Here is a 21,476-nt window from a genome sequence, read left to right as displayed (position 1 = left end):
AGGTCACGTTATTAAACTTTGGGAAAAGCTTTTTTACTCTAACTTTTAAGTTAAACCATGATGAAAATCTATGACATTCCCCCACAGGGAAGGGAGAAAATAAAAGTGAAAATTCAAGAAGCCCTCATGAGAAGAGAGGAAGTTATATTTGCTTATCTCCATGGTTCTTTCATCGAAGATAGGCCGTTCAGAGACATTGATGTAGCCGTTTACGTGAAGGAGAAGCTAGATATATTCTATGAAATGACGCTGGAGGATGAACTTACTGAACTAACGGGGTTTCCCGTTGACGTCCGGGTTCTGAACGAGGCCCCTATTACTTTCAGGTTTAAGGTCATAGGCGGAGAACTACTGTTCTCGAAGGATGAAAAAGCAAGGTGCAGGTTCGAGGAAGAGACCATGGCAGAGTACCACGATTACTCCTACTACCTCGAACTCTACGGGAGGGAGGCCCTTGGAATATGATAGGGACAGAGTAACGAGGCTGATGGGAGAAGCCAAGAATGCCCTTTTCAACATCCACGAACTTGCAGAGCTTGATGAAGAAGAGTTTCTAAGGAACAAGCATTACATATCTAGCGCAAAGTACAATCTTCTGGTTGCAATTGAGGCATGCATAGACATTGCGTATCACCTGATATCAAAAAACAAACTGAGACTACCGAAAGACTACTCGGACGCGTTTAAGGTTCTCCAGGAAAACAATGTTATAAGCAATGAACTGGCACGCCGCCTTATCTTAATGGCTCGTTTTAGAAACAGACTTGTGCATATATACTGGGACATTGATGACAGGATGATATACAGAATCATAACCGAAAACATAACTGATATAGAGAAGTTCTTAGAGCACATCCGTAAAATCCTCGGAGGGGATAACAAATGAAAGCCGTCATAATGGCCGGTGGCTACGCCACCAGGCTCTGGCCAATCACAAAAGATGTCCCCAAGGCCCTGCTGCCGGTGGGGGACAGGACGATACTTGACCACATATTGGAGAAGGTCGCAGAAACCGGCCTTGAAACGTATATCTCCACCAACAGGTTCTTCGAGAGCAGATTCAGGCCCTTTGCCGAAAAATGGGGTGTCAAACTCATAGTTGAGGACACACTCCACGAGGAAGAGAAGCTCGGAACGATAGGCGCGCTGAAGAAGATAATCGAAGAAATAGGCCTTGACGATTATTTGATCATCGCTGGGGACAACCTCTTCTCCTTCTCGCTCCAGGACTTCCTGAAGAGATACGACGGAAAGCCTCTCATAGCGGTCTATGACGTTGGTAACCCAGAGCTCGCCAAGAGGTACGGCGTTGTGCTCCTAGAGGGGGACAGGGTTGTTGACTTCGAGGAGAAGCCGGCCGTGCCGAAGTCAACTTTGATAAGCACCGGCGTCTACGCCCTCCCCAGGGATGTTATGGCTCTCATTGATGAATACCTTGCAAACGGCCACAGAGACGCACCGGGCTACTTCCTCAGCTGGCTCCTGAAGAAGGGAATCGAGATAAGGGCCTACCGCTTCTCAGAGTTTTGGTACGACATTGGTTCAGCAGACAGTTATCTTGAAGCCCTCAAGACTCTACTCAAAGAGAGCCACATCGAGGAGATCCAGATAAGCCCCTACTCTAAGATAATCCCACCTGTGGTCATAAAGAGGGGGACGAAGATACTGGGCCGTTCCATAATCGGGCCCTACGCGTACATTGGGGAGGACTGCGTCATAGAGAACTCGGACGTAAGCGATTCAATAGTTTTTAGGGGCACTATACTCAAGAACGCGACGATATGGCGCTCAATAATAGACGAAAAGTGCGAGATAAGGAACCTCGAGCTTAAGAAGAGCTTGGTCGGAGGACATGCGAAGATACAGAGGGGGGATTAGGTTTTTAATTTCCTTTCCCTACTGAAGGGTCGCCATGACCGAAAGCCTTAAGCTGAGACTCATTAAAAATGCTGGCTGGCTCTTCGGGGCCGAGGTCATTTCGAAACTCCTGGCCTATGGGGTAATAGTCATCCTGAGCAGAACCCTCGGCCCGGAGGGACTTGGCCAGTACTCGTTCATCTTCTACTATGTTGGACTTCTGGGGATATTCTCTGATCTCGGAGTTGGCTACTACTTCATGCGTGAGGTTGCGAGGGATAGAAGTAAGGCTGAAGAGCTTCTTCCCGATGTGCTTGGGCTTAAGATTGCACTAGCGCTGATCAATTTTGGGATAATTGTTGCCCTAACCCTCCAGCTCCCAAAGCCGGAATGGATGAAGGTTTTGATTGTACTTGCTGGAGCTGAGGCAGTGCTAGGATGGATAGCGTATGTATTTGTGAACATGATGTATGCCCATGAAGTTACTAAATATGAAGCTATTGCAAGAACTATTGAGAGAATCTGGGCGTTTTTTATAGGAGGAACCGTTCTCTATGTTTGCAGATCTCTCTCACCATTTATAATCACACTTCTCATTGGATACGTCCTAAGGGAACTTTTGAGGATAAAATGGGGTAAAAGATTCGTTAGAGAAATCCGCATCCATTTTGAGCCCCAAAAATGGCTCTCCCTTCTCAAGAAGTCCTACCCCTTCTGGTTCATCGGATTATTTACGCTGATCTACTACCGCACTGACATGGTGATGCTAAGCCTAATGAGGGGAGACTACGAGACCGGAATATACCGGGCAGCTTATACTCTAATCGAAGTTTCCCTATTTGTTCCGAATATTGTTGTCCCGACGACTATGCCCTCAATGGCAAGGCTGTGGCAAGAGGATCGAAAAACCCTTGAGATCTTACTGAAGAAGAGCTCTCGGATTTTGAGCGGTTTGGGCATTCTGGGAACGATAGGGTACTACGTTTTTGCAAGGTGGGGAACTATACTTGTGTTCGGAGAAGGTTTCCTGGCAAGCGTTCCTATGCTCAGAATCTTGGCCTTTGCGGTTCCATTTATGTTCTTAAACTCGCTATTTGGGAGCTTTTTGAATGCAACGGAGAGAGAACTAACGTTTACCAAGATAACGGGATTCACTGCGTTGCTGAACGTTGTGCTGAACTATTTCTTGATACTGAATTATGGAGCAAGAGGAGCCGCGATGGCGACGGTGGTTAGTCAGGGGATAGCAAGTGTTTTAAGTTTTAGAGTAGGAATAAAAAACGGGAAATATAACGGTGCCTAAGGTCTCAGTTATTATTCAGACCATCAAAGAAAGAGAAAACTGTTGAAGCATGTTGTTTAGTGTTTCGAATTAAACTTTTGTCAGGATTCTGAGATCATATGATGGCCAATAATAGCCCCATAGACTACCTCTCGATGACAACAGAGTAAGAATCTTGAACTTCTTGGCTCTAACGTATTACAGGCTAGAAACTATAAGATTAAAAATACGCATGAACAATACATTGCGTTTCTTGATGAATAGCCATTTACAAAGCTATTGAGAAGTCAGACTGTTCTACTTGTTTAAACCGCCCTTATGTTATTGACTGAATCCGCCATACGGATAATTTAAAAACAACAGGGCTCTAAGAGGCTTAGTCAATCCAACTGACCTTGCATGATTTGTCCAAAGTTTGTTTATTTTTCTCTGACTTGTAGGTTTCCAAAATTGTAGTAAGAGCTTTTTTGAGTATCTCGTCCCAGTCATACTTTTTAAGGATTAGTCTGGATATTTTCCTGTATCTTTTTTCGTAATAGGGGTAATTTTCCATAACATAGAGGAAGGTCTCATAGAGATCCCTTTTGTCACAACACCTGAATGGAATTGTATACCGCGAAATCTCTGTCTGGATGCTATCACTCACGATAGACGGCACTCCGAGGGCAAGAGCCTCCAATAAAACTAATGGAAAAACTTCATGACGAGACGGCAAAATCAATACCTTAGACTCTTTCATCATCCTCAGTACATCTTTACGTGGGGAAAATGCTTTGACTACTATATTTCCCACAACAGTATATTCTTTGTCAGCTCCAACCATTAAACCCCTATAAGGTTTGTCTTTAAAAGTATCAATCACAAGCTGGGGATTTTTTTCTTCACTAAACCTCCCTACGTAGATAAAATCCCACCTACGCCGAAATTTCCTTTGGTATAACTTCTTGACATCATCATCAATACCATTTGAAATATGGCGTATATTTGAATTTCTCCGTCCATAATACTGAAAACTGTTTTTATTGAGTAGAAGGATCAATGTATTGGGCATAGAAACATATAAATCACGAATCTTTTTGAGTGGATAGTTCAGCAACTTTCCTCTCCAGTTCAGATAAAATTTAAAGAACTTATCCCAATCTCTACCATCTATCATGACTTTTACAGGCTTCTTTACCGGTAAAAGGGATGTGTGTGCAAAAATTATATCAACATCTCTGTATTTTCTTAATGTAGCTAACTTCTGTGCAAGCTCATTTATACTGCCAAGACCATTTAGCATTGGAAGTGTTATCATCTCATCACATGACACGCAGGGGACATCCCCCACATATGAACAGATGAGATACAGATCATATTTTTCCTTAAGCTCAGTAAGAACCTCTGCAACTTTTAGCATGACTCTTTCGGCACCACCCACTGTGCCGCATCCGTGGACGTATATTTTCATTTTTTACTCACCATTTTTCTCAAAAGTGGCCTAATAGGAACGAACAAATCAACAATCCATATCAACGTCAAATATGATGAATGAGACCTAACTGGCCTGTAAGTTTTGATGTAGTCAAAGTATTTCCAAAACAGCTTACGTGCTTCCTTCCTACCGTAAGTATCCGACACGATTGTGATGTAGGTCATAAAGCTAAAAGGTCTCAACTGCCTTGCAACAACGTCGCAGACCTCACGATGTTTGCCTGACACTTCTTTGACTCTTAGACAGAGCTTATTGTAAGCTTCAAGCGTTCCCCTAATCTTCTCTTCTGGGGTTTTGCTTTTGCTTTGGACAGCCGAGCTTCTCCTTACAAGGTGGTAGAAGTCAGGTTTCGGAACAGAATACACCTTCTCAATCAATGACAGATACAAAGTGAAAAAGTATGCGTCCTCCGAGTAGCGAATGTTTTCTGGAAACCGCAAGCCGTAATCATTGATTATGTCTGCTCTCAAAAGAGAGCTACCAACACCAAACCTCGCTTTGAGCATAAGGACATCCTTCCAAGACAGTTCGCCGTGTTTTGAAGCTCTAACGTGGATTTTCTTTCCAGTTTCCTCGAAAACATCGTAGTATTCAGTTGAGACGCCACCAAAACCCTTTATATGGCTCACCGTATCTTCAAGAAAACTCTCGCTCCACCAATCGTCGCTGTCTATGAAAGCTATGTATCTACCAGAAGCAACCTCAATACCCATATTTCTACCGACAGAAACGCCACTCCTTCGCTTTGGCGTCCTTAGAACTTCAACCCTATCAGGATGTTTATCTTTAAAGTCAAGCAAAAGCTCGTAAGTGCCATCATCTGAGTTGTCGTCAACGAGTATAAGCTCCCAGTCCTCGTAGGTCTGCTTCTCTATCGAACTAAGAAGCCTTGGAACGTAGTCTCGCGTGTTGTAGACGGGAACGATGATTGATACCTTAGCCATGCATTTCCCAAATATAGCTGGGGGACAATGGTTAAAAGTTTTAGGGCATTTATCCTGGCGAGGGTGAGAATGGACAGAGTAACCAAACAGCTGATAGCCTCCAGACTCCTTTCACTGGCAAACGTTATTCCAAAAGACGAAAACAAACTCCTCTTCTACTCAACTCCCGACGTATCTGACAATGCCCTAGCACTCTTTAAGTACGTTTCCAGAAAGACCAATGATTACGAGCTGGTCTGGCTCCTGAATAATCCAAGCTCTCCATCCGTTAAGGTCCTCAAGGGAAGGTATTCTGAAGCGAAAACTGTGCCTCTCTACTCAATTAAGGGCCTAAAAGAGCTTTTGAGAGCCAAATTCATCATCACTACTGATGTTCTACCCGTGACGCCCCATTTAGGTCAAAGGGTAATCCAGCTCTGGCACGGACTTCCGGGCAAGAAGACCGGCTACGAACATCCCCTAGGCATCAGGGATCTCTACCTCTACATGGACAGGTGGACGACTGACTTCGTAACAACCTCGGAACTTGTCGTCGGTTCGTTCGTGAGGCAGTTCATGATAAACCCCCGGAAGTTCAGAATCCTCGGACAGCCCAGAAACGACGGCCTCTTTGACCACATGAAGGACTCAAAAGACACGCTCTCGTCAATACTGGGAATTGATGTGGAGGCCTATGATGGCGTTGTTCTCTACGCACCAACTTACAGGTATACCAGCTACCTGAAAGACTTTGAGGCCAGCGTCAGGGCTGTTGAGAGCCTCTTTCGGAGAGACTTCATCGAGTTCATAAGAGAGGAGAACATCCTGCTCGTCATAAAGCCCCACAAACTAGTGGCTGAGGCGGTAAAATCCAAAGTAAAAGTAAGTTCGAACGTTGTTCTCCTCACAGACGAACCGCTTCAGTCACACCTTCTCAACATAAACGACATCATGGGGGCGTTTGATATCCTGATAACCGATTACTCAAGCATCTTTGAGGACTACATACTCCTGAACAGGCCAATTGTATTCTACTTGCCAGATAGGGAAGCATTGGAGCAAAAAAGCGGCTTTCTCTTGCCGTATGAATTTTTTGCTCCTGGGAAGAAGCCCGAAACTGTCGAAGACCTCAAAAGGAGCCTGAGAGAGTACATAGACGATCCCCAGATAGATGCAGAGTGGAGGGAAACTATCAAAAACCTCCTTTACGAAGTTGGGCAGGACAATAAATCTTCGGAGAGGGTTTACAAACACATAATAAAGGGGGAATTTGAATGACAACCCTTATCCTTCTCGCGGGCGGAATCGGAAAACGGGCAAACCTCGGCCTCCCCAAACAGTACTACAGGATCGAGGAGAAAATGATAATAGAGTACACGTTGGAAAACGTGTCAAAAGTCGGAGGCATAGACAGGCTAATCCTCGTCTCCAATCCTCAATTCATGGACACGGCCCTGGAACTGGCGGAAAGCTTTCCAAAGATAGAAACGGTCACGATAGGGGGGAAGACTAGGAACGAATCAATGTACAACGGATTTAAGGAAGTTCCACCGGGAGAGACCAAGGTTATAGTCCACGATGCCGTAAGACCATTCACACCCAGGTGGGTTTTTGAGAAAATAATAGACCTCCTGGACGAGATGGATGTGGTAACAACCGTGAACCCAATAACCGGGAACCTAATAGAGCTGGATAATGGAAAGGTAAAGAGAATCCACGACCGTTCGAGATACGCCATGGGAGAGGCTCCCACAGGATACCGCTACGATGCCCTGAAGAAGACTCTTGAGACGGCACTATCACGGGGAATCCTGAACGAGATTCCCCACGACATCCTTCTCGCGATGGAGGCGGGATTCAACGTCCACGTGCTACATTGTAACTGCTTCAACCTGAAGATTACCTTCAGGGAAGACGTTGAGATCGCGAGGACCCTGATAAAAGTGCTGGAGGAGCAGCGTTGAGGCCCAGGGTCTCGGTTGTCATCCCAACTTACGGCAGGGATAGGCTCCTGAGAAGGGCCATAGAGAGCGTCCTAAACCAGACCTTCGACGATTTTGAGATCCTGATCATAGACGGTGCCCGGAGCGAATCAACGAAGGAGCTTGTGCGTTCCTACGGCGACGGAAGGCTCAGGTACATCCCCCAGCGTGGGAAGGGCATAGCGAACGCCCGCAACATCGGTGTCTTAAAGGCCCGTGGAGATTTCATTGCCTTCCTCGACGATGACGACAGATGGAGAAAGGACAAGCTAGAACTGCAGCTTGAGGCCTTCGGGGAGCTTCCCTCGAATTACGGGCTTGTCTATACCGCCTTCACGTATTACTACTTAGAACGGGACAAAGTTCTGGGGATAAAGCATCCGAAAGCGAGCGGAGACGTTTATGGACATCTCCTAAAGGACAACATAACCGGAACATCCACGATAATGGTTAAACGGGAATGCTTCAAGAAGGCGGGCCTATTCAGGGAGGACTTCGTGACCTGCGAGGACTGGGACATGTGGCTGAGGATGGCCAAGGTTTGCCGCTTTGGGGCGATAGATGAGCCCCTGGTTGACTACTCCATCCACTCCGGCCAGTTCTCATTTTCCAAGTATCTCTCGGGGCGGTACAGGATGATCGATGCCCACGGAGATATAAGACATGATCCCAGGATTCTGAGCTACCATCTTCTCCAAATTGGGGTTTTGAAACTCTTCAGTGGGGATAGGAGCGGTGCGAGGGAAGTACTGGAGGCGTTCAGGTTGAACCCAGTGATGCGTGGCAACATTCGGGATATCTTATCCTCATTCCTGGATGTGAGAACCAGGATATACATCCTCAAGTTTTTGGGGAGGCTTTAGAGAGAGTTTAAAAAGAGAAAAATCAGTCCCTTCTAAACACACCCCTGTCCAAGATTTTCTCGCCCTCGGCATAGGCGTACCTTATCACCGTTCCGTTGACCTCCGCCGGCAGCTCAAACTCTTTCAGCCCTTCGACGTTGTACCACTTCTCAAAGACCTTCGTGCCGTTGTCGAGGAAGCCCCAGATTCCGAGTCTCGTCCCGGTTGCGTTCTCGAACTGAAGGAGTGTCTCGCCACCCCTTCTCTCAACGACAACGTTCGGGTGCTTAAGCCTCAGGATTTTTATGATCCCTCCATCAGAGTAAACCAGCTCATAGGGCCCATCTGGCTTTATGAAGAGCCTCGCCAGGTTAGTGTTGAAGGCCTCCCCGTTCATGAGGATCGCGTAGTTGTAGTTGAGGTTGATGTAAAGGTAAGCCCCAGATTCGGACGGCGTTATGTTCGGTTTTATAATCTTATCTCCGTACTCGACGTAGACCTCCCGCGGTCCAAAGACATGGCCGCTGACGCTTATCTTCACGTCCCATTTTTCGCCAGGTCTTGCAACGACCGTGTAGCCCGAGTTCCTGAACACCAGCGCCCCCGCTGAAGAAACCATGGGCAGGACAACGAGGCCGTAGTTTTCACTCACGTTGCACCTCGAGCACATCATCGCGGTGTCGACTATCGTTCCAAACTTCAGAAAGTCGTAATAGGAGACGATAACGTAGTCGACGCCAAGGCCCATCGCCCAGTTCTCATCGCGCTTGCCGAGGTAATACAGGGCCACACCTGTATTGGGGGCTAGCTCAGCGACTGGTGCGCGTCTGGCATAATAGGTAACCCACGTTCCGTAGTCCCACCAGGCAAGAACGATATCGTTTTCGTTCGAGTTCTCGCCGAGCCACGTTAACGCCCTCTCCCAGTGCTCGTTCATAAACGGCTCCACTGCCGCGACCTTCTCGAAACCGATTGCAGTGTCAACGGCGGGGACGAAGAGGAGAAGCCCAAGTGCAACGGCGAGTCCTTTTCTCCCCTCAAAGCGCGGCAGAATTTCATAAAGCTCCAACAACCCGATTCCTGCCATTAAGGCAACTCCCATAGAACCTATGAATAGAAACCTCGTCCAGGTCTTGATCATGTAGAGGCTGGGAAGGACAAGCCCGAGGAGCATGAAGTCCTGAACTCTGACTTTCCCGGGCCTGAACCGGAGGAAAAAGAGGGGGGCGAGGAAAAGACCAACGGCAAACGCGCTCCAGAGGTCGTGGAAGGTCGACGGGCGGGTCTCGGATATTGGCCATTCATTGAATATTCCAAAGCCAGTTGAGAGGTCTTTCAGCCCTTCAAACCTCGCGAAGAGGAGGTAAACGGCGAGAGCACCGAACACCAGGACTGTCAGGGTCCTCAGCCTTTTGTCCCTGATGAACTTCGAGAGCGCGAGGAGGGCCAGGAGTCCAGCCAGGGCGAGGGGGACCAGGTACTTAAGATGGAAGAGCAGGTAGGCGTCCCTTACCGTGGTGAGTTCCAGGGACAGCTTTTCGGCGACCGTTTTACTCAACCACCTGTCGTACCCGAGCATGCCATAGCCAACCCTGGCCCCAAGGTAGTTCGCAATAAGGGCGCCAATCGCCGTGGAGACTGTTAGGAGTATCCCGTCGAGGATGTACCTGTCCCTACCGAGGAGAAAATCCCCGACTCCCAGAAAGACCGCGCTGGCCAGGAGAAACACGAAAATCGGGTAGTAAGCCTGCCAGAAAGCCGCCGCAAAGCCGCTTGCGAGGGCCGGTACGGCATAGAAGACAAAGCTTTTGTGTTCAAGCTTCTCCCTCATAGAAAACGCGTAGGCGATTCCGAGAAGCGAAATAGAATACCAGAAGAGCATGTAGTTATCGCCGCGGTAGTAGCCGGCCATTGAGCGAAAGACGTGGCCGAAGCTAACCGCTAGAAAGAGCGAAGCAAAAAAGGCCCGCTTTTCATCGTAGAGTTTCAGCAGGGCCCAATAGAACACGGCTATCGTCAAGATCCCGAAGATGACGGGCGTTATCCTAAAAGCATTGTAGAGGGAAAGGCCAAAGATCTTCAGGAGTTTGTAAACATAAGCGGGCGTTGCCCACAGGCCGAGGGGGTGAAATGTCCTCATCTGAAAGCCCCAAGGTCCGTTTGCGATTGTGAAAAAATTGAGCCACTTGCCCGCTTTTAGGGCCTCCTCTATGTAAGCGAGGTGGAAATAAGGGTCGTAGCCTAAGAGATATCTGAACCTTATGGGGATTAACCTGAGAATCAAGGCAACGGCCGTTATCATGGGGAGTGCGATTTTTGGCCTGAAGATTTTATTGAAATCCATTGTTTCTTACCTCCCGTTGTATCAACTCGTTATCATGTTTAAACCTTTTTCCATCACATTCCCACCGAGCGCATAGACTTAACTACTATGGATTCGGACGCTACAAGATAAGGTAAGCAGTATGCATTTAAGCTAATAACATAGTAGTAATATTTATAAAAACTCTCGCTCCACAGTGGCACGGTGAGATTAATAGCATGGCCAGCAGGCCCGTTCAAATCTTTCACATCTGGAAACAAGACTTCTATCGGGACGCCCTTATCATGATGGTCGCGGTCACACTCTCCAACTTCTTTAATTACCTCTACCAGCTCCTAATGGGAAGAATGCTCTCCCCCCAGGAATACGGTGAACTTTTCAGCCTGTTGTCCCTGTTCTACATATTCTCCGTGTTTTCAACAACCATAAACACTTCCATAACCAAATTTACGGCAGTTTACTGGGCAAGAGAGGAATACGGAAAGATAAAATCGATCATAATTAAGGGGACGAAAGTCCTGGGACTCTTCGGTGTCCTGTTGTTCGGGTTGATAGCCCTAATCTCCCCCATGTTTTCCAGTTTTCTCCAGATTGAGGACAACACACTTTTGCTGGTTTTGTTTGCATCGCTTCCCCTCTCAATGGTTCTCCCCATATACCAGGGAGCCTTAAGGGGTATGCAGAGGTTCTCGGCGTTGGGGCTGAGCACGTCTTCCTGGGCGTTCCTTAAGGTGCTCTTCGGTGTTTCCCTGGTTGCACTCGGCTACGGAGTTTTTGGAGGTCTACTAGGGATATTTTTGGCACACGTGGGGGCGTTTTTCTTAACACTAATGTTTCTAAAGGATCTGTTCCAGTATAGGGAAACAGGGGACCTTGAAATTCGAGACATCCTCTCATACAGCGGTCTCGCGTTTCTCGCAGTTCTTGCGTACACAACAATGTGGAATATCGACGTTATTTTGGTCAAGCACTACTTGTCCCCCTTGGAGGCGGGGCAGTATTCCGCCATCTCTGCGCTGGGAAAGATTGTCCTTTTTGCACCCGGAGCGATTGGGATGGTCATATTCCCCAAGGCCGCCGAAAAGCACGAGAAGGGGGAGGAACACTTCCAAGTGCTGCTGAGGGGAATGGGCCTGACACTCCTGATTTCAGGGGGAATAGTTTTGGCCTACGCCCTGTTTCCGGAGTTCATTATCAAAATCATTTATGGGGCAAAATATCTCAATGTCGCCCCGTATCTGTGGAGATACGGGCTGGCGATGATGTTCTTTTCGTTGGCGAGCGTAATGGTTAATTATTCCCTGTCAATAGGCAAGACAGATATTTTTCTTTACCTACTTGGACTGCTGACAACTGAGATAGTCATGCTATCCATTGGAAGTAAGAACATTTCTACGATTATAGACATGTTAATCGGCGTAAGTGCCTTAATACCCATTGTGCTGTTTATATCTATTTGGAGGCAAAATAATGCCCAAGATATCAATACTGATGCCCGCTTACAATGAGGGGGAAAACCTTAGAAAGGCAGTTATAGAAACCATGAAAGAGTTAAAAGGGCTAGACTACGAAATAATCATAATCAACGATGGATCCAGGGACAATACCCCCGAAGTCGCAAGGGAACTCTGCGAGTCATTTAGGAACGTCCAACTAGTGAGCTATTCAAAGAACCGGGGAAAAGGGTACGCTCTAAAAAAGGGCTTCGAAAAGAGCAACGGTGAGATAATCGTGTTCTTCGATGCAGATTTGGATATTCCTCCTTCCCAAATAAAGAGGTTCATAAAGTTTCTTCAAAATGGATATGACGTTGTTATAGGTTCAAAATACCTTCCAGGAGCTAGGGTGAGGTACTCTGAGAAAAGAAGGCTATTCAGCATCTGGTACAGAACGCTCGTTAAATTACTGCTTAAGCTGGACGTTAGCGATACTCAGGTTGGACTCAAGGTGTTTAAGAGAGAAGTCTTGGAAAAGGCATTTTCCAAAGTCCTAGTCAAGAAGTACGCCTTTGATGTTGAACTTTTAACCGTGATAAATATGTATGGATACAAGATTTATGAACTGCCGATTAAGATTGAACATAAGAGTTTTAACTCCTCCATAAACTATAGGGCAATAGCAAGAATGTTTTTGGACACTGCAGCAATAGTTTACAGAAAAAACATCTTGCATTACTACAATGGTGATAAAAATGAGGATACTATGGCTCAACTGGAAGGATATAAGACACCCCGAAGCAGGGGGAGCTGAGGTTTATACTCATGAGATTGCAAAAAGATTAGTTGAAAAAGGATATGAAGTTACCCTCTTCACTTCGTATTTTAATGGAGCTGAAAAGGAGGACGAAATTGATGGTGTCAAAATAGTCAGAAGCGGAAAAATAGTTGGTCTCTTTGATACGGTGTATTCCCACGCAAAGAGGTTCTACAGGGATAACAAAAACGATTTTGATGTAGTAATAGATGAGATAAACACCCGGCCATTTCTAACTCCAAAATACGTTGATAAGCCAATAATAGCGCTGATACACCAATTGGCAGTTGAGTTTTGGGATTATAAGACACCGTTTCCGATCAATACCCTTGGGAAGCACATCCTAGAACCCTACTGGTTAAAGCATTACGTCAATGTTAAAACAATAACTGTCTCCGAATCCACGAGGAACGACCTAGAAAAGCTCGGATTTAAAGATATTGAGATAGTTTACAATGGATTGGATAGAAATATTTTAGAGAAGGTCCCCGAAAAGGAAGACGAGTTTACCGCTTTATTCGTTGGCAGGTTGACCCCAACTAAAAAGCCCGAAGACGCCGTGATAGCCTTTAAAATGCTCAATAAGGGAAAAATGTGGATTGTTGGCAGAGGCGAACTTATGGAAAAGCTTAAAAAAAGACATAATAATGGAAACATCGAATTCAAGGGGTTCATCCCTGAGAAAGAAAAAATTGAACTCATGAAAAAAGCCCACGTATTGTTGGTTCCAGGAATAAGAGAGGGCTGGGGGAGGGTCGTGATCGAGGCCAATGCCCTGGGAACCCCAGCAATCGGTTATAACGTTCCTGGACTCAGGGACTCAATAAAGCATAGATACAACGGCTTACTGTGTGATCCAAACCCCAAGGCAATGAGCGAGGCCCTTAGAGTATTGCACGAAGATGAAGAACTCAAAAGGAGATTAAGTGAAAACGCTTTAAAGTGGGCCAAAAGGTTCAGCTGGGATGAGAGTGCGGAGAAGTTTGAGAGAGTTTTGGGAGTGGTGGTAAGATAATGGATAAATTATTAGAACAACTATTAGGTCTCAAAGATAAATGTGCAAAATATCAGGATGAGATTAGCAACAAATCGGAAAGAGGTAATTGTATAAAAGCAGGATGTTTTGGCATGATACATAACTATGCTGTAGCAACGCTTGAACTACTAAATTTCTACAAGATGATATGGGAGAATCCCAAAATACTCGGGTTAGAGGTTCCAAGAATGGATGAAGATCTCGAAAGAGCCAGAAAAGAAAATGCGGAAAGAATCATAGAGGCCACAAAATGTTTGTTTATTAAAAGTTTATCAGCTATTGAATACTGTGCGAAAGAAACAATTAAAGATAAAAGACATCCTTTGCATTCATGGTATCAGGAACAAAAGAGTAAAAATAGAAGAATTTATTTAAGTAAAATAATCTCTGAGTCCTATAAAAGAGGACTGATCAATAAAAAACAAAAAGAAAGTTGGGATTGTTTGATAGATATGAGAAACATTATCGTTCACAACAATGGAATTGCTGATAAAAATGTAAAATATAAAATCAATGATTTGGAAATTGTATTTGAAGAGAACAAAATGACAAAAGGAAAGCTGGATACTTTCGTTAAATTAACGAACATTGCAGTAGATTTATACTATAGTTGGGTTTTGGGTCTCGGAAAAGTATAAACTAAGAAATCTGGCCGGTGAGTGAGATGGAGAATAAAGAGATGCCGCTGGTCTCTGTGATTATTCCCACGTACAACTCAGAAAAAACTATTGGAAAGTGCTTAGAATCAATCAAAAACCAGACCTACAAAAACATAGAGGTTATCGTCGTTGACAATTTTTCCCAAGATAAAACGGTTGAGATATGTAAAAAATACAATGCAAAAGTTATCCAAATCAAGAGCGAGAGGACAAAAGCGAAGAATATCGGGTTAAAAAAGGCAAATGGGAAATACGTCCTTTTTATTGATTCTGACATGGGATTAACTCCAAAGGTTATAGAGGAGTGTGTTATGTTAATTGAATCAGATCCCAAAATCGGGGGGATAATAATCCCAGAGCGCTCTGTCGGTAATAGTTATTGGGTGAAGGTTAGAGATTTCGAGAGAAGTTTCTATACTGGAACTGAAATAGAATCCGCACGATTTTTCAGAAGGGATTTAGCTCTACAAGTAGGGGGATTTGATGAAGACGTTGTATTTTTTGAGGAATCTACACTCCCTCAGAAGATTGAGAAACTTGGATTCAATGTCAAAGCCAGAATAGAATCCCATATTATTCACCATGAAGAAAACTTTTCACTAATAAAATGGCTCAAAAAGAAGTATTATTATGGACAGACAGCCAGAAGATATAAATCGAAATATAGGGAGTATGGAAACAAGCAGATAAGCTTGTTTTACAGGTTTGGGTTGTTTTTTAAAAGGAAGAGATTTTGGAGCAAACCTCATTTGGCTGCCTGAGTAATTGTTTTAAAGGGATTGGAGTATTTAGCCGCAAGTGCAGGACTAGTCATGGGGGGGAAGAAAGTGAAAATCGCAATTTTCCTAACACACGCAGACAAACCCTATGAGGGTGTTGTTAGACCCTTTATGACTTGGGCTAAAGAACTTTCTAAAAGTCAAGATGTTTATTTTATTTTGTATAATTGTAGTAATAAACTAACAAATTTTATCAAGGAAAATTTAGAATATACTCAAGTTAAAAACATCAAAAACTTCAACGAATTACTAAATTTTGTAAATGATACCATGCCAGACATCCTTATTTTAGATGATGATATCCGGAGACTTAGGTGGGCATCAAAGCTAAAAAAGAAAACAGAAATAAAAACGGCAGTATACGTGCAAATTCTGTTTGGTATACATGCTATAGGAGATGTGTTTAGCAATGACTATTTAACATTTAAAGAGAAGCTGTTATATACAATCCCAAAAATTATACCATTTGATATTGTAAAGAGACCATACAAAAAATATCTAGGAGAACAGGACATAATTATAGCTAATAGTAACATAACAGCAACACTTTTACATATTCTCTATGGGATTGAGCCTCATGGGATTGTCTATCCTCCAGTAGACACAGACATTTTCACTCCTAAAACTGAAGAAAAAAAGAATCAAGTGTTACTTTATCTGGGATCTAATGCAGGGGACACAGATGAAGACGTTGTAACGAGAGTTTGTGAGATTCTAAGAGAAAATAATATTGAAATTCTCGTTATGGGTAACAGGGTTCTTAAAGAGAGACTGCAGAAAAAGTATAGAGTTACCCCAGTTTCTGGAGTTTCTGATGAAAAACTAGCAGAAATATACTCCAGTTGTAAACTGACTATATGTCCACAAAAGTGGGAAATGTTTGGTTACGTAATAGCAGAATCTATAGCATGTGGAACACCTGTATTAGCGTTTAATGTGATGGGTCCCCAAGAAATCGTTCTAAACGGAAAAACGGGATGGTTAACGCAAAATAAAGAGGAATTTATAACATTTTTGAATTCAATTTTAAATGACGGAGATATTAAACTTGATTATAAGTTAATAAGAGATCACTCCAAGCAATTCTCAAGTAGGGAGTCTACGAAAAGGCTACTAAACATAATTAGTAATAGAATAGGTGATAAATTATGGGAAAATATCTTATGAAATTAATTATTCTCATCCCATATTTACTAAGTATGATAACAATATTTTATGAATATTCCCCACTAATTTCCCCATTGTTCAACGACAGGCTACACTTTATGTATGGAGACTTTTCTACAATTGTAAATCCCTACTCAGGAATTGACAGATTTAATCAAACGTTCTATGTATTCAATCAACACTTAGGTTCACAGGCTCTTGACGTCAATCGAGCACTCCTGCTAGAATCATTAAGTGCACTCTCAAAAATATTCAACTTGACAGATAGTCAAGTTCAAAGTTTAATCATACTGCTCTCCGTATCATTAGGATTATATGGAATTGGAAGTTTGATTAAATTATTCATTGATGATACCAGGGCTCAATATATTCTATTTTTTGGATTATCAATCTTCTATTACCTTAATTTATGGAGCACAGAAAGAATAGGACACTTTTGGATATGGACCGGATATGCAGTATTTCCCCTTTTGTTATACTTTGGAATGAGCTTCATTTCAAGAGGCGATAAAAGGAATGTTATCTTGTATGCTATCATTTTTGCCATATATGGGATAATACCACATACTTTTATATATATCTCTATGCTTACATTTATGCTTGTACTTATCGGAATATGCAAAGGGGACTTTAAACGAGCTACTTCTTTTGTGGTAGGAGTGTTTGGATTGTATTTTTTACTAAATTCAGGCATCTTCCTTGTGTTATTTAATTCCGCGAGCGGGGGGTATCCCATTCCTATTACTCTCCAAGAACTTCAGATGTTATCAAGGTATGGAACTATGATCAAAGTACTTAGTTTTTCCAACAATTGGTGGCCACAAGTTCCTCTTGAATTTATACATCAAAATATTCTCTTCAGGATATCTGGAATCATAATATTTTCAATCGTTTTATCGATTGGACTTTTAAATTCACAAACAAAAAGCAAGCTTTATATTTTATTACCTGCTATTACATTATTATTAATAACACTATTCTTAGTCCAAGGTACCAATAATGTTCTCTTATTAAGTATTCTTAAGATATTCGAAAATACTAAAATCCTAAATCTATTTGCCCCATTTAGAGAATGGGGTAAACTTAGTGTCCTTATTCCACCAATATTGACTCTCACGAGTATTGTAGGTATCAGCTCAATAAATAAACCACGAATAAAACAATTATCGATAATTTTATTGTTGATATTGGTCATGGTCAATATTTTTAGCTCGCCCTTCAAGCTGTATATCTCAGAAGTATACTCACCAACGCAGATACCTACAGAGTATTATGATGCCTATAATAAAATAAATACCAATTGTAAACTCTTATGGATATACCCAAAAGAAGCCACATCGGTACTGGGAACATGGAGATATACGTGGAATTCTAGCAAGGCCGTTTCTACTAATCTAGAATTTTCTATAGGATCAGAGTACAATAGGAATTTTGAATTTATAAAGCTCTTGCAACAGAAAGAAGCACCATATAATTTATTATCATCCCTCAACATTATGTACATAGTTTACAGAACAGATATTTTAGGAGCGAAAAATTTTGCTGTAAACTACACTTTCGAACAATCATCACTCCTCAATAAAGGATATTTAACAGTCTGTTCTCTAAAAAACTCATCTTCAGACGTATTTACTAGTTACAACTTACTTAATTGTGCAGAAGAGAATGGTAATTTATTGTATAGCCTGTTTTATTCATTTTCCCCCAATGCATTAGTGATGATTAACAATAGGGACTCGTTTAGTCTATGCAAGTATAAAAGTAGAGCCTATATTACAAGTCTTGGATCACTGATTAAAGAGTACATTGGCTCACAGTTTGTATCTACATATCATACCAGTAATAGTATACTCCTCCCATCAAAAGACTGGACAAATAACGGTGCACCTGAAAGATATTGGTCTATTGCATATACTTCTGATCCCCTCCATGGGGAATTTCATCCCTATCTTAAGGAGTTCAATATTGAAAACTGGCAATCTGACTACAATTATGGTGTGGTATTCACTTGGGCACAACGAGAATTCCTACAAAGTATTCTTAAGGATATTCCCCCTAGCGTAAATTGGTCATTTAATAATAACTATTCAATTAAAGTATGGAAGAATTATACGCCTCATACTCAATGGGGAGTAAATCAAAGCTTAAAATTTGATCCAGAGTATAACGCTCTTAGGGCTGAACTATATGGATCTTCATGGGGTTGGAAAACAATAAATTCTCCTTTAATACCTGCTAACTCTAGCAGGGTATTTTACATAACCTTAAAAATAAAAGCACAAAATGCCCATGAAGTACATATCAAAATTTTTGAATTGAATGAATCTAAAAAAATTATCTCAGGAAAATATATTACGGGAGTTGGATCCGGAACTTTCAACTGGAAAACAATTTCTTTCAACTACCAGCCCCAAAGTGAAGATACCCGCTATATCCAACTCCAGATATGGCATGGCCACGAAACAGATAAACCGCTACCTAACATAATCTGGATAGATGACGTGAAAGTCTATGACATAACAAACTACACCAAACCCGTAACTCTTGACATCCCATTCAAAGTCGATAAAACTGACAATTACAAGCTCTTCATCCGCTACTTTAAGAACCAGAAGGGCGGCGCAATAAGGGTTTATTTAGATGGAACTCCAATTTATATCAAGACCAAAGACCAGCTTAACAAATTCGTTTGGGAAGATCTAGGAACATTCAAGCTTGAAAAAGGAAAACACAAGATAATCCTTGAGAACGTTAGGGGATTTAACGCAGTTAATCTATTTGCGTTAATACCTGAAAAAGAGTACAATAAAGCAAGAAAAGAGGCCATAGAACTATTGCAGAACAAAACCATAATATATCTCTTCGAAGCAGAATCCGATTTATACAGGGAAAACACCGAGATTATAAAAGACTTCAACGCAAGTAACGGAGAGGCCATAAAATTCGACCAGAAGGGAAAAGCATGGCAAAACGTGGAGATAGTGAAGAACAGTACCTACAGACTTGCATTAAAGGGCAATGGTACATTTAATATATCCATAGGAGACTATAAGTATGTTTTAACTGTAAACAATTCAACATTTGAATATACCCCACTGTTCTACTTGAGAAATGGAGAATACAAATTAGAAATAACCCCTACATCAAAGGACGCCCTCTTGGACGTGGTCTGGCTCTACTCAACTGATAAAAACGAAACACTCGAAGAACTCTTCCAAACAAATGAAACTCCCGCCACAGTCCAGGACTACACAAAGATCAACCCAACCCTCTGGAAGGTCAAAGTCAACGCAACAAAGCCCTTCATGTTAACCTTCGCCGAATCCTATGATCCGCTGTGGGAGGCGAGAGTCTACAAGGATGGCAAACTCGTGGAAAAAGTCTCCCCAGTTCCGGTATACGGAGTCATCAACGGCTTCTGGATTAATCAGACAGGGGACCTTGAAATAGTCCTGAGATACACTCCTCAGGACTGGTTCGAGAGGGGACTGATGGTATCCTTAACAACTTTCCTCCTCAGTGTATTCTACATCTTCTATGACTGGAGAAGAGAAAAGGGAGACAAATGGGCCAAGAGGCTAGAGAAGAAGTTCAAAAAACTAACCGGCAAAGTTAAACGAAAATTATGCCCTTAACTAGAGAAAGTTTCGGGTCACGAGTTCAGCTTTGTGAAACTTTTCACGTTGATATTTCAAGAACAATAAACAGACTGAAGATTTGTAAAAAATTTAATAAATCCCATAGGAGATACTCAGATCGGGGAAATCACATGACGGATAAAATATTGTCTGCAGACTCAAAGTCACTTGTTATTGTACGTAAAAAGCAGTTTAAGGCAAACATTGGTGTCGCTTTATTGTTCGAAGACCCCAAAAAATTCAAAGAGAATTACATCAACTATTTTGAGAGCCTTAAAGGTAATCTCAACACTAAGAATCCAAGATACGTATTCAAAAGCAAAGACATAAAGTCGCTCTTTGGTCATGATAAATCTAACGAAATTATAGAGGACTTTGTTTCCCTGATCAATGAATCTAAAGTCACCGTTAGTTTTGTGTTCTCTATATTCAACACGAAGCGTTTAAGGGAGGTTAAATATTACTCCAAGGACAATACAGTAAAGACGGAAAAGCCCATGAAGTTTATAGACAAGCTAACGAGTTATTTCTCATACATAACCGCATGGAAATCAATAAGAGAGCTTGGACTTAACAGCATCAAAGTTTATCTGGACAATTTCGATGAACAGGAATATACCTACGCATGGGATGATATAACAGTATCTAACCGGCCAGTTATCTTCCCAAAGGGGGATCAAGTTAATCTTTTTATCTCCACTGCAGACATCATAGTCGAATACGTTTATAGGAAAATTATGGAACAAAACATCCGCCTGGGAGTTAGAGAGATGTATGAGCTTAATGAAAAGCACTTAGGTCTTGATAATTTTAAAGTATCTTATAGTGGAAACAGAGATGTTAAATACCTAGCACCATATTCACACAGGAAGATTCCAATTAGAGACTACCTCGCAAGGCCAATGCTTTATGTTTTAACCGAAGGATTAATGGGAAAGGAAGAAAGAACAGTTATAGAGAATTCCCCGTCCTTCCAATATCTTCTTAGATTTGCCTCCGATATTGGGGGAGGGTTGAAATTTATATCGCTTGAAAAAGATGCCTATAATATAAGAGAGAATGATATTATTGTTTGCTTCGGAGATGAAAGCAAGAAAAGAGCTGAGTATCTTAAAAAAGTACTTAAATATCCAATAGAGATACATTCTATATTGGAAATCATTGAACGCTACGAGACAAACGCTAACGGGGTCTGACCGATAGATTTTTATACCTGAAGATTAAACGTCATAATGAGGGTGCACTCCCGGTAGGGAGTGTG

General features: G+C 42.5%; 18 protein-coding genes. 15 read left to right on the top strand and 3 right to left on the bottom strand.

What is annotated here, in order from left to right; genetic code table 11:
- Positions 1-57: 57 nt before the first annotated feature.
- From mntA to ACZ5TN_RS09165, 4 genes are read left to right on the top strand one after another with little or no spacing between them, the layout of a single operon-like run.
- The gene (mntA, locus tag ACZ5TN_RS09180; RefSeq protein ID WP_011250660.1) at positions 58-465 is read left to right on the top strand and encodes a type VII toxin-antitoxin system MntA family adenylyltransferase antitoxin; all 408 of its coding nucleotides are present in this window, start codon (positions 58-60) and stop codon (positions 463-465) included.
- Positions 455-886, top strand: a complete 432-nt coding sequence (gene hepT, locus ACZ5TN_RS09175; protein ID WP_011250661.1) for a type VII toxin-antitoxin system HepT family RNase toxin — start codon at positions 455-457, stop codon at positions 884-886. Before mntA ends, hepT begins: the two co-directional genes overlap by 11 nt.
- Complete coding sequence (locus ACZ5TN_RS09170) at positions 883-1,878, top strand: sugar phosphate nucleotidyltransferase (protein WP_464916576.1); 996 nt, start codon at positions 883-885, stop codon at positions 1,876-1,878. Before hepT ends, ACZ5TN_RS09170 begins: the two co-directional genes overlap by 4 nt.
- 34 nt (positions 1,879-1,912) lie before the next feature.
- A complete protein-coding gene (locus ACZ5TN_RS09165; RefSeq protein ID WP_464916575.1) occupies positions 1,913-3,160 on the top strand; it encodes a flippase in 1,248 nt (415 codons plus the stop codon).
- Positions 3,161-3,515: 355 nt separating this feature from the next.
- Here ACZ5TN_RS09165 and ACZ5TN_RS09160 read toward each other — a convergent pair whose 3' ends face one another.
- Entirely contained in the window at positions 3,516-4,589 is a 1,074-nt protein-coding gene (locus ACZ5TN_RS09160; protein ID WP_464916574.1) for a glycosyltransferase family 4 protein, read from the bottom strand.
- Entirely contained in the window at positions 4,586-5,557 is a 972-nt protein-coding gene (locus tag ACZ5TN_RS09155; protein ID WP_464916573.1) for a glycosyltransferase family 2 protein, read from the bottom strand. The genes ACZ5TN_RS09160 and ACZ5TN_RS09155 overlap by 4 nt, the downstream gene beginning before the upstream one ends.
- A 69-nt stretch (positions 5,558-5,626) precedes the next feature.
- On the opposite strand from ACZ5TN_RS09155, the gene ACZ5TN_RS09150 reads away from it, so the two are divergent.
- From ACZ5TN_RS09150 to ACZ5TN_RS09140, 3 genes are read left to right on the top strand one after another with little or no spacing between them, the layout of a single operon-like run.
- Positions 5,627-6,814 (top strand): CDP-glycerol glycerophosphotransferase family protein, encoded by a 1,188-nt coding sequence (locus ACZ5TN_RS09150; protein ID WP_232500645.1) that lies wholly within the window; start codon positions 5,627-5,629, stop codon positions 6,812-6,814.
- Complete coding sequence (locus tag ACZ5TN_RS09145) at positions 6,811-7,500, top strand: IspD/TarI family cytidylyltransferase (protein WP_011250667.1); 690 nt, start codon at positions 6,811-6,813, stop codon at positions 7,498-7,500. The genes ACZ5TN_RS09150 and ACZ5TN_RS09145 overlap by 4 nt, the downstream gene beginning before the upstream one ends.
- Entirely contained in the window at positions 7,497-8,381 is an 885-nt protein-coding gene (locus tag ACZ5TN_RS09140; RefSeq protein ID WP_011250668.1) for a glycosyltransferase, read from the top strand. The genes ACZ5TN_RS09145 and ACZ5TN_RS09140 overlap by 4 nt, the downstream gene beginning before the upstream one ends.
- 22 nt (positions 8,382-8,403) lie before the next feature.
- On the opposite strand, the gene ACZ5TN_RS09135 is transcribed toward ACZ5TN_RS09140, so the two are convergent.
- Positions 8,404-10,704 (bottom strand): oligosaccharyl transferase, STT3 subunit, encoded by a 2,301-nt coding sequence (locus tag ACZ5TN_RS09135; protein WP_464916572.1) that lies wholly within the window; start codon positions 10,702-10,704, stop codon positions 8,404-8,406.
- A 263-nt stretch (positions 10,705-10,967) separates the two neighbouring features.
- Here ACZ5TN_RS09135 and ACZ5TN_RS09130 point away from each other — a divergent pair, with 263 nt between their 5' ends.
- From ACZ5TN_RS09130 to ACZ5TN_RS09095, 8 genes are all read left to right on the top strand, one after another.
- A complete protein-coding gene (locus tag ACZ5TN_RS09130; protein ID WP_464916571.1) occupies positions 10,968-12,191 on the top strand; it encodes an oligosaccharide flippase family protein in 1,224 nt (407 codons plus the stop codon).
- Complete coding sequence (locus ACZ5TN_RS09125; RefSeq protein WP_464916570.1) at positions 12,154-12,933, top strand: glycosyltransferase family 2 protein; 780 nt, start codon at positions 12,154-12,156, stop codon at positions 12,931-12,933. Before ACZ5TN_RS09130 ends, ACZ5TN_RS09125 begins: the two co-directional genes overlap by 38 nt.
- Positions 12,875-13,951, top strand: a complete 1,077-nt coding sequence (locus tag ACZ5TN_RS09120) for a glycosyltransferase family 4 protein (protein WP_464916569.1) — start codon at positions 12,875-12,877, stop codon at positions 13,949-13,951. The genes ACZ5TN_RS09125 and ACZ5TN_RS09120 overlap by 59 nt, the downstream gene beginning before the upstream one ends.
- Positions 13,951-14,610, top strand: a complete 660-nt coding sequence (locus ACZ5TN_RS09115; protein ID WP_464916568.1) for a hypothetical protein — start codon at positions 13,951-13,953, stop codon at positions 14,608-14,610. Before ACZ5TN_RS09120 ends, ACZ5TN_RS09115 begins: the two co-directional genes overlap by 1 nt.
- A gap of 26 nt (positions 14,611-14,636) precedes the next feature.
- A complete protein-coding gene (locus ACZ5TN_RS09110; RefSeq protein WP_464917599.1) occupies positions 14,637-15,392 on the top strand; it encodes a glycosyltransferase family 2 protein in 756 nt (251 codons plus the stop codon).
- Between the two features lie 66 nt (positions 15,393-15,458).
- Positions 15,459-16,577, top strand: coding sequence for a glycosyltransferase (locus tag ACZ5TN_RS09105; protein ID WP_464916567.1), 1,119 nt, complete (start codon positions 15,459-15,461; stop codon positions 16,575-16,577).
- Positions 16,559-20,212: a hypothetical protein gene (locus ACZ5TN_RS09100; protein WP_464916566.1), complete on the top strand. Its 3,654-nt coding sequence runs from the start codon at positions 16,559-16,561 to the stop codon at positions 20,210-20,212. The genes ACZ5TN_RS09105 and ACZ5TN_RS09100 overlap by 19 nt, the downstream gene beginning before the upstream one ends.
- A 134-nt stretch (positions 20,213-20,346) precedes the next feature.
- Positions 20,347-21,411 carry a DUF8203 domain-containing protein gene (locus ACZ5TN_RS09095; protein ID WP_464916565.1) on the top strand — a complete coding sequence of 355 codons (1,065 nt, stop codon included), beginning with the start codon at positions 20,347-20,349 and terminating at the stop codon, positions 21,409-21,411.
- The last annotated feature ends 65 nt before the right edge of the window (positions 21,412-21,476 follow it).

It is taken from the genome of Thermococcus sp. JCM 11816 (assembly GCF_055396515.1).
This window is presented reverse-complemented; position numbering and strand designations above follow the sequence as displayed.